Source organism: Paenibacillus pectinilyticus (assembly GCF_001700435.1).
Classification (GTDB): Bacteria; Bacillota; Bacilli; order Paenibacillales; family NBRC-103111; genus Paenibacillus_E; species Paenibacillus_E pectinilyticus.
In genome coordinates this window covers 15935-33156 of the sequence record NZ_LYPC01000020.1, presented here as the reverse complement: position 1 = coordinate 33156, position 17222 = coordinate 15935, and the positions used below count along the sequence as shown (strand labels likewise).

Below are 17222 nucleotides of genomic sequence, written 5' to 3'. Positions count from 1 at the left end.
CCTCACTTGGCAAGTTCGTTGTTACTGTGATCTCTTCCTTGTGCTCCGAGGCAGCAGCTTCTTTCGATTCAGCTACTTCTGCAAAAGCTAGCAACACTTCTAGTGCATTGACGACCTGCGATGGTTTAGCTGCTATTTTCTTCTCCTCAACGACGAAGGGCTTTATCTCAGGTTCCGATAGAGAAGCTTGGAGTTCAATGACTTCAGGCTCTCGCGCAACGTCTGGGACCAGTTTACTCCCAAACCCGTTGTCTAATCCCGTGCTAGACTCCACTTCATGTAACACTTCCATATCCAGCTCTGTAGGTTGCAGCTCTTCAGGCTCTGAAAAAGCTTGATCCACAGCTTTCATTGCTTCTGCTTGTGCAGCAGCACCTTCAGCAACCGCAGCCTGAAATGCCAATTCTTCCTCCACATGTGTCGTCTCAACAACCTCAGGTTCAGCATGTACAACCTCAGAGCGCTGCATATCTTGCGGGATTAAATGGCCGATGACCCGGGGAACACCATATTTACGTACAATTTCGTTCACACGATTCGGTTTAAACGGTTTCATTACATAGCCATTCGCGCCAGCTTTCAGTGCATCTGAGATTAGATCTTGCTGGCTCATCGCCGAGCAAATGAGAACAACGGCCGTGGGATTCAGAAGCCGAATTTCCTTCATCGCTTCAATTCCGTCCATTTCGGGCATCGTAATATCCATAAGCACGATATCCGGCTGAAGCTCCTCGTACTTCTGTACGGCTTGCCTGCCATTTTCTGCTTCCCCGACTACCTCGTGCCCGTATTGCTTCAAAATATCAGTCAGCATTTTCCGCATAAACTTCGTGTCATCAACGACCAGAATTTGGAATGACATTGAAGGTACCTCCTTCCAGAATGGTTAATCTGTCGTTACTTGATGTATTGAACATTCTTTACGAATACATTGAAAAGATCCGTCGTTGGAATGCCGTCAGGCGGCATATCATAGAGGTTATCGTCATAGGAAATCTGCAGCCTGGAGGGTTTGCTGTTGTTCAATTGAATTTCAGGTACATCCTTATTCCAGTTGGACGCTCCTTGATATCTGGTGACTGAACTACCCCCACCTGCGACCAAGTCACCGCGAACAGCATTGAGTTCAACCCCGTTCACACCACCGTGAATACCGCCAGTCAAATTCAATTTAGAGATAACACCATACAGCCGAATGCCTTGCTTCGTGTAAAAGAATGCGCGAATCTCCTCGTCTCCTGCATTCGTGTTATTACCGAGTACGATTTCACCCGAGGCAATAACAATAAGTGGAATAGGTGCAGTATCACCTGCTCTCATTTTATTAATCGAGGTCATTTCCTTCAGCTCAACATTCCCATCGACATATACGGTACCCTGCAGCCTAATATCGCCAATGATTTTCAAATCTCCCTTGATATACATACTTCCTTGTGGAAATTCAAAGCCGTTATTCATCGTGACATTGCCATCTACCGCCACGAATTTCCCTGCTTGAAGGGAAAGCTTGCCTCTGAGATCAGCTGCAACTAAATTGGGATCGGGCGTTTTCACATAGAGCGAGCCATTCGTTAAAGTAAGCTTGGAATCTTGACTTTCCATGGTAAGAACTCCGTTATTTACGAATACATCGGCATCCGCCGTTGCTGAAGCCGAATCCTTGACCTGGACACCACCTTGCACAGTGAGCCATTGATCGTTGTACAGTGTACTTTTGTTCAAATCATAAAAAAGTGGGACCTCCAACAGATCCGGATCAGGCACCTTATACCCGCCTAATGCGGCAAGCTTAGCTGTCATATCGATCTGCGTTTTATTCGAAACATACCCTTGTACATCTACATCCACATCAGCATCAAGAGTAGGATCTTCTAACGGAAAGAATTGCGGTGTAAAATAGGAAGGTTGTACGATTTCACTTGTTCCCGTTAACGGTGGAAACTCGGTTACTCCATCCGCATGGGTTAAATTAAACTTCCCAAAGGTTGTTGCATCGCCACTCCCATTCACACGAATGAAGCCCCGGATTGCTGGAAGTCCTGTCTGTATCCCAAATTTAGTTCGATTCGTACCGCTAGAAGTTCCTGTAAAAAGAGCTTCATCGCGTATCTGCACATGGTTCGCTACATAAAGATCCCCCGTAATCGTTGGGGTTCCATTAAGAATCAAGTCACCACCTGAGGAGACGGGATACCGAAAAACAGGGTTGATTGTAGACACATAGATCGTCATCTGCTTTGTCACTGTTTTCCCTGGCTTCCCTTCGATGATGCCGCGAGAACGAATGGTAAACTTCCGCACATAAGGGAAATCTGGATTGGTTACGGGTCGAACCTGCGATTCTGGATTACTCAGTGTCTTGGCCGAGAGGATATCAATCTGATATTTTCCTTTTTTGGCTGCAATCACTTCCCCATTCTCGTCCTCCAGATTCGAACCATTCCCCACTTGCTTATCGATAAAAGGAAGCATTAAGGATAATTGATTTTCCACATTACGCACACGATTTCGATAGTTGGTGCCACCAATCGATTCACCATTGGCAACTGCTCTTCTTATTTGTGCAAGTGTGTCATCCAAGCCCTTCTGAGCGATGGCTTCAGCCTGAACACTTGACTCCGTTGTAGCTGCTTGAATCGCACCGCCACGCAGCACACTGATTAGAATCAGTCCCATCATGGTCATAAGCACGACGGCTAGTAAAGCGATGACTAGTGCTGAACCTTCTTCATTCGGTATCCTCGGTTGGAGGTCATGGTTGTCTACATTCACGGCGTGCACAAGGTACCTCCTCCCATCCGTTACATTTAATCATTGCGAAATAGTGGGATTTGCGAATTAATGACAAGTTTCGGGCTATCCGCAAGCTTATACTGATCCGCATTGGTTCTGGCATATTCTAGCGTAACTTGGACACGATCATGATTCTGACTTGCTTCACTCAAGCTGCCCTCACGAATCGTGAATTTGCCCCCTAGCTGGAACACCTGTTCTACTACTGAGCTGCCCGCTTTTCTTACTTCAATTTTGCCCCCGCCATTCGGTTCTGGGAACACTTCCATTTCATAAAGGTCGATATAGGCCTTGGGATCTTGCGACTTCTTCGCATAGCGAATGACTCTCTTATCCGTGCCTTCATCCTGAACATAAACGGCTTCTTTCAACTCCGAAATAATCTGACTATACAACCCGTCTCCTTGATTACGCATCTGGGTTTCCATCGTGACTCGTTTATACATGGACACGCCCATCAGCATAAAAGAGTACAGGATGGAGGCAACCATACCGAAGATCAAGATGGCTGCCAATAGCTCAATCAAGGTCATCCCTTTCTCATTGCGCGCCATGTGGCGTTACCACCTTTTGATAAGATACGTATCGAGTGTCGTTGATGATTTCGCTGATGGAACATCAAGTGACTCTTGACCTGACCAGTATACCGTCACATACATTTGAGCCAAATATGCGTCCGCATCATTGCGAAACGGGTCTGATGGTTCAAAGCGGTCCGAGCTCTTATCGAGCTCAACCAAATAGTGATACGTTGTGCCATTAATCTCCGTTGACGAGAGTCGACCTCTCATCAGCTCAGACCCGTTACTGGATAAATCACCCGAGAATTTCGGACTGCTCGTCAACTGGGAAACAATGGTGTCATCATAACCGTTTTTAAAAGAATCCCGCAGCTCCGCTGCTTTCAGACGAGCTAGGTTAGCGCCGATAATTTTCCGGCTCTCTTGCGCCGATTTATCAACCGCCGATGTAAAATAACCCATCAGCGTGACGCTGATAATCGACATAATCGTCACAGCAATCAAGATTTCTACGAGTGACATGCCGTCTTCATTCGGGCTGTCTTGCTTCAGACGTTCATTCCGGCGCACCGTAAGTCCTCCTCACTACCTCACCGATTGTGCTGCTAATTATTGTTCTGTTCCGTGTCGAATTGAATGACCAGTGGTTGTTGCACCATTTCAATATTCGAACTGTCCACTAGTTTCAAGAATACATAGTAGGTGCCAGACGTCGTATTCGTTTTGGTCGTTACCGTCAATCGTTTCGCTGCTAATTGCTTCCATTCACCTGCATCCGGTGTTGTTGGGGTTTGTTTGATGACGTAATACATCCCTTTCAACGTGTAACCTTTCTCTTGATGACTGCCGAAAGCGCGATCCGCAACAGGTAGTTTCAAATCTTCAACAACGACACTTACCGGTTTATCAGCGATATCGCCTGCGGTATAATTCACACCTTTGAGCGTAGCTGATGGGCCTGGATTAATGACAAAATACTCTGGCGCTTGCGCCGTCGTTGTCGTTCCTCCGATTGACGTTGCCTCCAACTGAATTTGATGCCAGCCTTGACGCTTCTCGATCGTATCAAAGCCAGTTACATCACTTAATCGAAACGCATAGGTATTCCCATTCCGCTGCATCTTAGATGAGCTAGAAGAAATCGAAAGTGATTTATTATCGAACCAAACCTTAACACTTGTCACTGGACTCAAATTATCCGTTGCTGTGATGTAAATGATACCGTCATCCGTCGGATTAATGATGGAGCTGCTCCAACTAATCATCGGGCCGGTACTATCTAAAGAGACATTCCCTGTTGCCACTGCCCCTGCAATGGGGATCGATGCACTGCCGCTAATGGCATTCGTGAAAGCACGTGTCTTGAAATTCACACCATTCCCATCGGGAATCGCAACACCTGCTGCGGTTTGCGCTTTCCAAGTACCGTTATCCACGGAATTCTCGTAGCCTGCAATATAGCCGTCTTTGAAATCATCGTTGGCATAGACTGTTGAAGCTGGCAGCTGTGTGCCGGAACCAGATACAGAACGAAGCGTTCCCGGACCCATATGCCAACCATTTTCATTGATAGGCTTACCATTTCCATCAACCAATTCATAACTCGCTGGAGCCGATGGCTTTAAGTCCCACTGATCTGTCGTACCATCTTTGTAGTCGATCCGCACAACCGAATGAAGATCAGGGTCAACGAACCGAATGTCAGAAACTGCCATGCTCTTATTCTTAATTGTCCATTGTTTTTGTTTATCGCTGTTACGTAGACGCTGTACTTCACCTGCACTATTGCCGATATACACGTTGCCATATTTATCAACCACACGAATACTAACAGAGAGCTGTGTACCAAAATTAATGTTAAACTGTCGATTCGTGCTGCAAGCATCTTGGTAAGTTACCTTGGCATCTTGCAAAGGATAATCACCTGCGGCTGTATCAGGAATCAACTTAACAGCTAGATCGATTTTGTCTTGCACGAACGGGAAATCAATATTTCCCACATTGACTACAACTTCATGTGTTGTCGTGTCATACGTCACATTCGATGCATTCTCGCCAGGCGCAAGGACGAATCCGGCAGGAATCGGTTGACGAAGCGTTACATTTTTGAGCTGAGCTGGTGCTTCGATTGTAGTGGCAATGTTATCAAAAATCGATGAAAGCTGGCTCGCAGAGCTCGCTTGATAAGCCGTTCCGCCTGTCTTATTCGCGATATACTGCAGCAAATCAAGATCAATTTCGTCAGAACCTGGCGTCGCCAAGGCAATCGTATATACTTTGATCCCTAGTCCAGCAAGAACATCCGCATCTGCACGTGCGGCATTCGCTGCGCTAACATCGCCTGTTTTTTGCTTATTACCGTCCGCTTCATCGGTCCAAACAGTGGCTTTACCATCTGTCAGCAAAATAATTTGTTTCACGGGCTTCGTGCCACTCGCTGTCAGCATGGTTTTCGCTTTCGCCAGACCATCATCGATATTTGTACTTCCACCTGCTGTCAGTTTATTAATTTCAGTTTGAACATTGGTGTAATTTGTTGATAAATCAAGGACTTTCGTTGCAGATGTACTGAATTTAATAAGCCCCAGGCGGTCACCCATATTCACCGTTTTGAACTTATTCGTTAGCGTTGTGGATGCACTCTTCAAAATATCAATACGAATCGGAGTTTTACTGTCACTTTTGTTCATATGGTAGTCCATACTGCCCGAAATATCGGCAACGAACGCAATATCTACCGCATCCCGTGTTTGTGTAACTGTATGTGTCCCATTCGGATCTAGCGAGTAATTGATCGTGACCAATTGATTACGTTCCACGCTCGTTACTGGTACATTTCCCGTACCACTGATCGCCAAGCATCCAATATCTGTTCCTGCCGCATAAGCTGGATTCGTTCCGATGACAGCAGGCAACATGCTCGTGAGCAACAACCCAGCTAACAGGATTGCGCTTTTCTTTTTCGTTTTTACAAACCAATGCATAGATACGAACTCCTTTCTACACCAAATGAATGATTCGCGAGATTACCTTGAAAGTTTCTGCTCGCGTGAGTGAACCCTGCGGTCTGAACGATCCATCTTCATAGCCGCCTACAATACCAGCATGAATGACGTTCTGCAGTGCTGCTTTATTGTTATCCGTTAAACTTGCGATATCATTGAAATCGCCAGAGCCTAATTGAAGATTTACGTTATACTTGTGCAAAATACGATCGACAAGTTCCACCATTTCGATACGGCTCATCGGTAAATCTGGCGAAAAATTCACATCAACGGGCTTATGATCGAGTAATCCCATCTCTTGGGCGGAGGCCACCATGGCTGTTGACCAATGGCTGCGCATATCCTCATAACCAGATACAGGTGTTTTCACGGGTTCAATCCCTAACGCCTTAACAACTAGTGTTACAAACTCTGCTTTGGAAAGTGTTCGGTTAGGGCGAATCGTGTGATCTTCGTAGCCATCGATGATGGATTTTTGCATAAGATCAAGGATCTCATCTTTGGCCCAATGCGTCTCCGCATCGGTAGGTACGGAGCTAACTTTCGTCGTTTTCCAAGTCCGTAAGGTAGGTACTGCTTCTGGAATATCTGTAGATTTCTTCACTGAACCCAGTGTTGGCGAAATCGCACGGTCTGGGTCTTGAAAAGTGATGCCATACACATTGATGAGCCCATTGGAAGTGACTTTCGCTGCTCCGTTCTGAGCTGCTTCTGCATCCGTTGGAATGTTGGCCCAAGGTACTTTTCCTAAATAAGCTTTCACGCGATACGTTTCCTGGGAGGCGCTTTCAAAGTAAGAGCGTGTCGTCTCTTCGACGTCAGTCGCATGGAAATCAAGAACACCCGCCTGATCTACACCGATTTCATCCCAGAAAACGAGGAGATCATTGTAATCACGCGCTAGTGCACCCGTCCAAATTTTCACATGAGCACCAGCCGCATCCACTTGTGTCACAACAGCATAAGGCTCTTTAGAAATAATCATGCCAACTTGCCAGCCTTTTGGAGAAAGCTTCATCTTGTCGTATTGCGCATTCCGTGCCTCATAATCGAGTCCTTGTATCGCTGTAAAAGGGTTGGCGGGTTGAATAGCCGTAACAGCGGCACTTGGCACCTCACTCGCGTAGATTGCTGACGGCGATAGTATGGATAAGACCAGTAATGTCGTAACGATTGCGTGTTTTCTCTTCTTCATTTAATCCTCTCCTAAGCTCATCTCATATTCTCGGATCGCATCTCGGTGAATGATGCCTTCTTCAACTAGCTGTTTCAAGCTGGAGACCATCGTTTGCATACCGATTTGCCGGTTCGTTTGAATGACGGATTTAATTTGATAAATCTTTTCTTGCCGAATTAAATTGGCAACCGCAGGTGTATTGATTAATATTTCTAGTGCCATGGCTCGACCCCGGCCATCCATTCGCGGTACTAACCGCTGTGACAAAACGCTTATAAGCACAGAGGCAAGCTGTACCCGAATCTGTCTTTGTTGTTCTGTTGGGAACACATCAATAATCCGATCGACTGTTTGGGGGGCATCAGGGGTATGCAGCGTCGCCAGAACAAGATGTCCCGTCTCAGCAGCCGTTATAGCTGTTTTAATCGTCTCTAAATCCCGCATTTCCCCAACCAGAATTACATCTGGATCTTGGCGAAGCGCTGCGCGTAATCCGTTCGAGAAGGTTAAGGTATCAATACCAATTTCACGTTGAGCGACAAGGCAATTTTTACTAGGATGAATATACTCAATCGGGTCTTCCAGCGTAATGATATGCTTCTTTTGTGTTTCATTTATGAAATCAATGATAGACGCCAGCGTTGTCGATTTGCCGCTTCCTGTAGGACCTGTTACTAGTACTAGACCTTGATGTTTGTGAGCAAACTCTTGAACTAGATCAGGCAGGTGCAAGCTAAATAGCGAAGGTACGGTCGTTGACAGCACCCGAAATACCATGTTAATACAACGTTTCTGCTTGAATACGTTGCCACGATAACGAGATAAGCCTGGAAGCTCGAAGGAAAAGTCCACTTCCCCTTTTTTAGATAACGTCTCGTATTGCTCTTTCGTTAAAATTTCTTGTGCCATACGGTGTGTATCCTCAGGTGAAAGAACGGCATCAACGACCTTCATCAACTTTCCGTGTAATCGCATGAGCGGCTCGGTACCTGCATTAATGTGTAAATCAGAAGCTTTCGATTCGTACGAAACACGCAGTAAATCCTTCAGTGATAACGTGTCCGAATTCGATGGCGCCATCATACTCATCGTATTTCCTCCTTTAGGTACATAACCGGTTTAGTATAGTGGATTAGACTTCCCTGAAGGCTTCGTGTAACTAACTGGCAGTGGCGCACTGAAAAACTTTTGCAATCCAGGTGCATAATACGAAACTAAAGAAACATTGACGGTTATTTCACGTTTCAATGCATTTAGCTTTACTGGCGCTCCACTTTTCACTGCAAACGTTAGTTTATCGACCTGCATCAAACGATTCGTCGTTTGAAGTTCCTCCAGAAATCGATGAATCTGGGCATAATCCCCTTTCGCTGTGGTATTCAGCTTAATCGGAATCGCCAAGGATGGAGCCGCAGGCTGCGTAGCCGTCGTTGCTGTCGCGCTTCCACTAGCTGGAGCTGGACTTGTTTGTGGTGTGCTAGAAGCCACTGGAGTTACAAGATCAGCTGCTTTACCAATTTCGAAATTATAGCTGGCAAGCGGCATCTTCGTGATTACTTCTAACATGCGAACATTGCGGATTAATCCTTCGACATCAGGCACCTCAGGTACGCGACTGCGTGTTTTGGATAAGCTGACTTGCTCCTCGGCTCCCAGTGCACTTCCACCGGTAGCCCGTTTATTCAAGGCATCTAACTCTTGTTTCTTTTGTGTCAAAAGCTTCGCTTTCGACTCCTTCTCATTTTGTAACGGTGAAACGAAATTGATATAGACCATGACGAGAGCCAATGCGAGGATGACCGCCACGATGATTTGATTTCTAACAGAGCTTAATAAATTCATGCGTTCGATCACCCTTTCTTATTGGTATCTGTCTTGTATTGCAGTTCAAATGTAGCTTGAATGACGGGTAATGGAGGATCAATCACGACAGGTGCGTTCTTATCCTCGGCCGCAGCCACAACCTTCGTCATACCGCTTGTTGAAAGTAACGTAAATGAGGCAGAAGCCTTCGTTGCTTGCATGAATGTAATAATATCCTCGCTGGAAGCGAAATTTCCTGTTATTTTCAGCTTATTCCCTTCTCCGAAGGAGAGAGCGGTTAGATTGGATGATAGCGGCATTAGGGCCGAAAGCTTATCCAATACATCGGTGGCAAGCGGTTTGCTCGCACTCAATTGCTTAGGCAGTGCTAAGAAATCTGCTACTGCACCTGCTGTAGGCGAACTAGCCAGCTTCGATTGCCCTTCTTTGATTTGCAAATTGATTTGTTCCAATGCTTTATTTGAGCTTTTAATATCTGACTTCGCACTTGTATACATCCACCCCATGCCGCCTACAACGACTACAAGCGCAGCGATAAACACATATTTCAACGTTGGACTTGTTCCTGTTTGTTCATCTTGCCGCGTCTGTAACAAGTTAATTTCAATAGACTGAAGCTTCTGAACGGCTGTACTCATCGTGCCTTAAGCCCCTTTCATCGCCAGCCCAACGGGAACCGCAAAGGCATGACAGGTTGTATCTTCATCTTTCAGAATCGACTGAAGTGGAAATGAGGTAATTTCACCTGTAAAAGCACTCTCCAAGTGCTCGGGAAGCGCCGTAATCCAGTCATGTGCCCCTACCAGATAGACAAGCTCAATATGTTTCTGGTCCGTAGAAACCGTATATTGGAAATAATTCAGGACGCGACCCAGTTCCATCGACAAGTTGCGGCCATAAGCAGCAAGCTGGTCCGTGCCTGTATCTAAGAAGAAGCTTGTATTAATCTGAATCGAACGGAAAAATACAGGAATACCATCCACGAATATGCTGATATCCGCATGATCTGGCTCGACATGCAGCAGCATGAATCGATCCTTCATCGCGGAATTGGTTACGCGTGTATGGCGTACCAGCATGCGGTGCAGCGCCAGTGGCGCCAGATCAACGGACACAGGTACAAGCCCCGATTGCTTCACAACGTGCGCATAGCTTTCAACGACCTCGCCTGGCGTTGCGAAGATCAGTACTTCTTCTTGCGATGAAGCTTTAGATGATTTCAAGACACCTTCTGTCGAAACTGCGGCTTCATCTTTGGGTGCACCAAGTCGGACGAAGTCAAAGACAGGATTCTTGAAAGGCAGTTGTTGCCCGCCATGCAATTCCACATCGATCATGTTGCGTAAAGCTTTATCTTTTAAGGAGGTGAAGATCGATTTACGAAGCACCACATTAGATAGGGGTACCGTTACATTGATAGGTGCTCCTTGCAAGCCAATTTGCTTGACCAAGGTAGAAATACGACCAATGACCGAATCTTCATCCACGAATTTTCCATGTTTAATACTGCCTCTATCCAGCGCAATGGAGTGACGCTGTGTCAGGGTAACCTGCCCATTCACGTTCATAATCTCAACTAGCTTCGCTTCTGTATCCGAAATTTGCATGCCGTATGTATACTTGCTCGTTTTCTTTGCAAACATTGCGGTAACCCCTCTCGGTTATGCATGACTATAAATGGGCGCGCCGCCCGAGGACAGCGCGCACTTGGAATGAATTACTCTTGAACGTCGGCTGCAGTTGTACCGAATTTAAGGTCATCAATGCCCGCTTCTTTAATGGCAGTGATGTGCGTAACAGCATTCTTACCAACGATTGTAATGGTATACTCGAAATTTCCAGTTGTTGCATCTGGTGCAACAGTAACCTTTGTAGCATCCTCATCGTACGTTTGTGTTTTGTTAGATGGATCTTTTGGCACTGTTTCTAGGAAGCCGCCATCGTGAAGTTCTTTCAGAGACCATGAATTTTTAGTTGCATTCGGTGTTAATCCTTCTCCAGTAATCATCGTTCTAGTTGCATCAATGAACATATGTGCATTTGATTTATGAGCGCTAACGCGTGTATTCTTCAGAATGCCACCAATGGATGGAATCGCAATCGCTGCAATAATGGCGATAATGACGATAACAGCGAGTAACTCGATCAACGTTAACCCTTTTTGGTTCTTGTTCAACTCTTTCAAAGAAATTTTCGGTAAACGGAATTTCATCCATTTGTTGTTGTTGTCCAGTGCCAATTCGTTCATAGCATTCCCACCTCTAGGTTTAGTTTGGTTTTGATTATGTACGTGCTCTTGCCAATCTTGCCTTACGTTATGTTGTGTTGCTGATAAAACCGGCGACATGTTTGTCTATCACCTCCCTTCAAGCTAATTTGACTTTAATGGTTGGCATTAATTCAGGAAATTATCGTACATTTTGAACATCGGACTCATGATCGCCGCCACGATGACTCCGACAATACTAGAAACAAACAGCAGCATAAGAGGTTCAATCACCGCCTTTAATCGATCTACACTCTGATCTACGTCTGCCTCGAAGAAATCTGCAATTTTCGCCAACATATTATCGACTTGCCCTGTTTCCTCACCAATGATCAGCATTTGTACAACCATCTTGGGAAAAATCCCGCTTTTCTGGATCGGCTCCGACAGCATCTTCCCTTGCTGCAAGCTGTCTTTGGCTTCGCGAAGCACTTTGGCAATTACGCGATTGCCAACGACCTTCTCAGTTACATCAAGTGCCTGTAGAACAGGCACAGCACTGACGAACAGCGAGGACATCGTGCGCGCCATACGGGCAACCGCAGCCTTTTTCAGAATAATACCGAAGACAGGGATCTTGAACTTGATCGTATCAATCCAGAACTTCCCCTCTTCCCCAGCTGCAAAACTTCGATACAAGACGATAACGCCGATTAACCCAACTAAGAACATCCACCAATAATGGACGATCGCATCGCTTGAACTCATAACAAACCGGGTAATCAGGGGCAGCTGCGAGCCTTGCTCGAGGAACATATCAGCGAAGGTCGGGACAATTTTCAATAAGAGAAAAATAACAACGCCTATCGCAATGATCAGGACAACAATCGGATACGTCATCGCTGATTTCACCTTTTGAACCGTTTTGTGCTCCTTCTCATAATGCTCAGCCATCCGATCCAGAACCTCGTCCAAGTTCCCGCCCGTTTCACCTGATGAGATCATATTGACGAACATGGCGGGAAATACTTTCGGATGTTCACTCATCCCCTTCGATAAAGCATGTCCACTGCGGATTTGCTCAGAGATATCGCCCAAAGCCGCTTTCAAATACTTGGAGGTCGATTGATCCTCAAGAATCGTAACGGATTGATCAATTTGAATACCGGCACGGATTAAAGTGGCGAATTGCCGACAGAAGATAACGAAATCCTCTAACTTCACCGCGCGTCCAATATGAATCTCCAGATCCATGGTCCCTGCCCGCTTCTCCTGAATGCTGCGGATCGTCATTCCACGACCGCGAAGCTCCGTAATAGCAAGCTGCTTGTTCTGGGCTTTCAGCATTCCCTTCATCTTCTTGCCGCTCTCATTCACGGCCTCATACGTAAAGTTAGCCAAGTTATTGTTCACCCCCATTCTCATGTGGACATTTCTTAAGCCATTACTCGTCTGCTACCGCTTTTAACACTTCCTCAATCGTGGTATTCCCTTGCCGAATCTTGAGCAGGCCATCGTAAAGCATATTCTTGAACCCATGCTTCGTCAGATGCTGTTCTAACTCACTTACGGGTCTATTCTGTACAATCAAGCTGCGCAAAGCCTCATCGACAACGAGTACTTCATGTACAGCAATTCGACCTCGGTAGCCCGTTTTATTACATGTTCCACAGCCCCGGCCTCTGGTCACCATAACCGGTTTATCTGTCGTCTTTGGAGCCGTTATCGGTACGACGACTCCTGTGCCTGTACCTGCGAGTTGCTGCTCTTGACTGCTCAGCAGCCCATGGGTGGATAAGAACTTAATTTCATCTTCTCTTGCTGGTACTTGTGCAGCACATTCCCGGCACACCCGGCGTACAAGGCGTTGCGCTACAATGCAAGACACTGAAGAAGCAATGAGGTACGAATCGATTCCCATATCGACAAGTCGGCTGATTGTGCTGACTGCACTGTTCGTATGGATCGTGCTTAATACCAAATGCCCTGTCAGTGAAGCACGCACAGCAATTTCAGCTGTTTCCGCATCACGGACCTCCCCGACCATGACGATATTCGGATCTTGCCGTAGGATGGACCGCAAGCCTGAAGCGAACGTTAAGCCTATCTGCGAGTTCACTTGAACTTGTGTAACGCCGTTCATACGATACTCGACAGGATCTTCAACGGTAATGATTTTCACATCATCCCCATTTAATTGACCAAGCGCTGAATACAATGTTGACGTTTTCCCGCTTCCTGTAGGGCCCGAGATGAGCATAATGCCATTCGGCTTTTGAATCATTTTGTCGAATTTCACCAGGTTCGCTTCACTGAGTCCTAAATCGGCTATCTTCTTTACCCCTGCCGATTGGTCTAAAATCCGTAGAACAATACTTTCACCGTGCACCGTCGGCAAAGTCGAAACCCGGATATCAATCCTGCGGTTATCCACTTGCATCTGAATACGTCCATCCTGTGGAAGTCTTCGTTCCGCGATGTTCAGCTTCGCAATGATTTTGAGTCTTGCAGTGAGCACGCCCTGCATATGCTTGGGCAGTGCTTTCTCCGTCCGAAGGACACCGTCAATCCGGTACTTCACGATCAATTGCTTCTCCTGTGGATCAACATGAATATCGGACGCCCTCTGCTGCACAGCGGATTGAATAATCTGATTCACCAGCTTGACGATCGGTGAACCTTGATCATTCGCCTCCGACTCTTCGTCTTTGATTTCGATTTTATCCAAATCGACCATCAGCTCGTCAACGGATTCTTTCATTCCGTAGTTTTTGGTAATGGCCTGCTCGACTTCTGAGCGAATCGCAATGACCGGCTGTACGCTCATATTCGTTGCCATACGAATTTCTTCAATGGCACCATAGTTTAGCGGATCAACCATCGCCACCTTAATTTTGCCATTCTTCCGTTCGATCGGAATGACACAATGCTTTCTTGCAAGCGTTTCGGGTATTAATTGCACCGTTTGCATATCAAGATGTGTCTCAAACATATTGACAACTGGAAACCCGAGTTGAAATTCAAGTACTTCGACCAGTTGCCTCTCCGTTATCAACCCTTTATCAATTAGAATCTCACCGATTTTCTTCCGGGTGTGCACTTGCTGCTTCAGCCCTTCTTCCAGCTGGTCCTCCGTGATGAGTCCGTTCATGACAAAAAGTTCACCAATGCGCATTGGGGGGTCCTCCCTTCTGTTGATAGCGTACGTATCGATTCTATGAAACCCTTTTGGAAGACTGTACTACATGCTACCCTTATTTAAGGTCTTCGGGTGTTGGCGCCTTGGCGATCACAATCGGATGCGGTGCGTAAAAATCTTTATATATCAGCTCGTTCTTGCCATCATTCTTCTCGTCTGCAAACACCTTGACCAGAAGTCCTGACTGACCTTCACTCCGTTTAACATCACCTTGACCTGTTAGCGTAAAATCCGTAAGTACCATGTTTTCCGGTGCGAAAACTTCTTTCGAAACCGTAATTTTCGGAGCTTTCCAGTCCGCTTTCGGCTTCCCGTTGAAGGTAACCACCGGTGACTCTCCGTTGTAGATAACACCTACCGTTATCGGAACACCAAGCGAGTTATAGAATGTTAAATCTTGTTTCTCCGGTTGAAAATCAACATCAAACCCTGCAGCTGCGTAGGTTGGATTATCTTGATGTGGATAGCGTTCTCCAACATGCAGCCCTGCTCGCATCGCAGCTTCATACAGCAATCCAGCCATATGCGATAATTCTTCGTCTTTCTTCTCTGGCATCTTCGCTTTGCTAACTTCTGTTAACCACGCTTGGTAGGAGAACAACTTCCCCGGATCGAGCTTAATCAAGCCCGCTTTTTCCAGCCATGCTTTCTCATTCGCACTCACAGGTACGATACTTTGGGCTTGCGAAATGAGTTGAAGCCCTGAAGTAGCTGACTTATCTCCTGCCAGACTTGCTGATGTACTTGCAGGCGTGGGAGCCGGTGTACTTGTTGGCGCACTTGTTGCCGTACTTGCTGGCGTGCTTATAACATCAGCTGTTGGAGTTGCCGTTGCTGTTCCACCTGCTTGTGGTGTCGGTTTAACCGATGGCTTCGCGCTTTCTTTATCCACGCCTGCTGCTAAGGCAACGCCATCTGTTAAATGATTGCTTGTGGTTTTCCAAAACATCAGACTTTCCAATTGATGCTCCGGTTTCCACTCGATGAAGCCTGCGGCCGATAAACCATATACACTTCCAGAACCGACGACGCCTAGAAGAAGAATCCATTTAATAGGCTGCAGGATCAAGGCCTTTCTTCTTTGTCTCATAGCCTACCGTCCTTCAAAGCTCGACAATTTCCCTCCCGTTTCGGTGGGATGCCTCAAATATAGACGGTAATTTCTGTAGAGCAAATCATACATATTTATTAATTCAAATGACCTAATGCATTTACTATAATTCTTAAGCCATGTCGGTAACTAACGGGACCTTTTATAGGGATTTCAAGCTACTTGAACATGAAATGAGGGGATGTAGTCAGGATTTCTAGCACGAAGTCATTCTTAAGAAGCTATGTGAGATAGTTCTTTGGGAGCGCATACAGTTACATGCGTTGAAACACGATAGATATTACACATGCATACACACGTGATATAACGCACCATTTCCTCATTTTCTTATAAAAATGGGTCTTCCACTTCTGCTTCTCGACAAAAATTGCAAACGTAGAAGTAACGAAATGCAGCGTTTGTACGGATCGACTGGATGAATGAATCCTAAAGAATCGCAAGAGCAGGAACAATCTCCTACAACAGCAAGAAATTATTCTGGAAAAGTAAGTCGATTGAGCGACTTATAACACACGGAGTGCTACTTTCGCTTATGAGTAGTCAATTTTATCGACTTACAACATCCAAAGCGCTACTTTTGCCCATGCGAAGTCGATTTTATTACTTCCAGCATCCGGAGTGCTACTTCTGGTCATGCGTAGTCGATTTTATCGACTTCCAACATCCGGAGTGCTGCTTCTGCTCATGCGTAGTCGATTTTTTCGACTTCCAACATCCGGAGCGCTACTTTTGCTTTTGCGAGGTCGATTTTATCGACTTCCAATATCCGAAGTTCTACTTTTGCTTATGTGTAGTTGATTTTATCGACCAACTCCTGTCTGTAGGCAACACTTATCATTAAATTACTCTGTTTTTCCGACCATCTCCGGCCCACAGTCACCGTTTCTCGCCGAGATAGTCGGCTTTTCCGATTATCTCCACCCTGCAGGCACCCCTTCTCGCCGAGATAGTCGTCTTTTCCGATTATCTCCATCCTGCAGGCACCTCTCCTCAGCGATTTAATCGGTTTTTCCGACCATCTCCGGCCTACAGGCACCCCTTCTCGCCGAGATAGTCGGCTTTTCCGATTATCTCCACCCTGTCGGCACCACTCCTCAGCGATTTAATCGGTTTTTCCGACCATCTCCAGCCCACAGGCAACGTTTCTCGCCGAGGTAGTCGTCTTTTCCGACGATCTCCAGCCCACGTTCACCGGTTCACGACGAATTAGCCGATTTTTCCGGCTAACAATCATAAAAAAAGCTTCCATCCCCACCAAAATGGTGAGACAGAAGCTTTTTCTAATTTTTTGAACCAATACTCGTGTTGATTCGTCAATATGTATAATAATCTAATAAGTATATCCATCATTGTACAATCAGGTTTTCCCTATGTATGACACCTTCA

General features: G+C 46.0%; 14 protein-coding genes and 1 pseudogene. All 15 read right to left on the bottom strand.

Features of this window, described 5'->3' with window-relative positions; genetic code table 11:
* Window positions 1–511: 511 nt before the first annotated feature.
* Window positions 512–862: pseudogene (locus tag A8709_RS35130) on the bottom strand (response regulator); the annotation flags it as partial.
* A gap of 35 nt (window positions 863–897) precedes the next feature.
* Entirely contained in the window at window positions 898–2781 is a 1884-nt protein-coding gene (locus A8709_RS14040) for a hypothetical protein (RefSeq protein WP_065853005.1), read from the bottom strand.
* Between the two features lie 26 nt (window positions 2782–2807).
* Entirely contained in the window at window positions 2808–3347 is a 540-nt protein-coding gene (locus A8709_RS14035) for a PulJ/GspJ family protein (protein ID WP_065853004.1), read from the bottom strand.
* Window positions 3348–3353: 6 nt separating this feature from the next.
* The gene (locus tag A8709_RS14030) at window positions 3354–3884 is read right to left on the bottom strand and encodes a type IV pilus modification PilV family protein (protein ID WP_065853003.1); all 531 of its coding nucleotides are present in this window, start codon (window positions 3882–3884) and stop codon (window positions 3354–3356) included.
* Between the two features lie 35 nt (window positions 3885–3919).
* A complete protein-coding gene (locus A8709_RS14025) occupies window positions 3920–6298 on the bottom strand; it encodes a vWA domain-containing protein (protein ID WP_065853002.1) in 2379 nt (792 codons plus the stop codon).
* 16 nt (window positions 6299–6314) lie between these two features.
* A complete protein-coding gene (locus A8709_RS14020; protein WP_065853001.1) occupies window positions 6315–7514 on the bottom strand; it encodes an S-layer homology domain-containing protein in 1200 nt (399 codons plus the stop codon).
* The gene (locus A8709_RS14015) at window positions 7515–8585 is read right to left on the bottom strand and encodes a type IV pilus twitching motility protein PilT (protein ID WP_279615863.1); all 1071 of its coding nucleotides are present in this window, start codon (window positions 8583–8585) and stop codon (window positions 7515–7517) included.
* A gap of 30 nt (window positions 8586–8615) precedes the next feature.
* Entirely contained in the window at window positions 8616–9338 is a 723-nt protein-coding gene (locus A8709_RS14010) for a hypothetical protein (protein WP_065853000.1), read from the bottom strand.
* 8 nt (window positions 9339–9346) lie between these two features.
* Window positions 9347–9958, bottom strand: a complete 612-nt coding sequence (locus A8709_RS14005; protein WP_065852999.1) for a PilN domain-containing protein — start codon at window positions 9956–9958, stop codon at window positions 9347–9349.
* Between the two features lie 6 nt (window positions 9959–9964).
* Window positions 9965–10963: a type IV pilus biogenesis protein PilM gene (gene pilM / locus A8709_RS14000; protein WP_065852998.1), complete on the bottom strand. Its 999-nt coding sequence runs from the start codon at window positions 10961–10963 to the stop codon at window positions 9965–9967.
* Window positions 10964–11037: 74 nt separating this feature from the next.
* Complete coding sequence (locus tag A8709_RS13995; RefSeq protein WP_244163189.1) at window positions 11038–11568, bottom strand: prepilin-type N-terminal cleavage/methylation domain-containing protein; 531 nt, start codon at window positions 11566–11568, stop codon at window positions 11038–11040.
* Between the two features lie 147 nt (window positions 11569–11715).
* Window positions 11716–12927: a type II secretion system F family protein gene (locus A8709_RS13990; protein ID WP_244163188.1), complete on the bottom strand. Its 1212-nt coding sequence runs from the start codon at window positions 12925–12927 to the stop codon at window positions 11716–11718.
* Between the two features lie 43 nt (window positions 12928–12970).
* Window positions 12971–14701 carry a GspE/PulE family protein gene (locus A8709_RS13985; protein WP_065852997.1) on the bottom strand — a complete coding sequence of 577 codons (1731 nt, stop codon included), beginning with the start codon at window positions 14699–14701 and terminating at the stop codon, window positions 12971–12973.
* Window positions 14702–14780: 79 nt separating this feature from the next.
* On the bottom strand, window positions 14781–15815 hold the full coding sequence (locus A8709_RS13980; protein WP_065852996.1) for a VanW family protein: 1035 nt from the start codon (window positions 15813–15815) through the stop codon (window positions 14781–14783).
* Window positions 15816–16620: 805 nt separating this feature from the next.
* Window positions 16621–16809, bottom strand: a complete 189-nt coding sequence (locus tag A8709_RS13975; protein ID WP_065852995.1) for a hypothetical protein — start codon at window positions 16807–16809, stop codon at window positions 16621–16623.
* Window positions 16810–17222 lie beyond the last annotated feature (413 nt).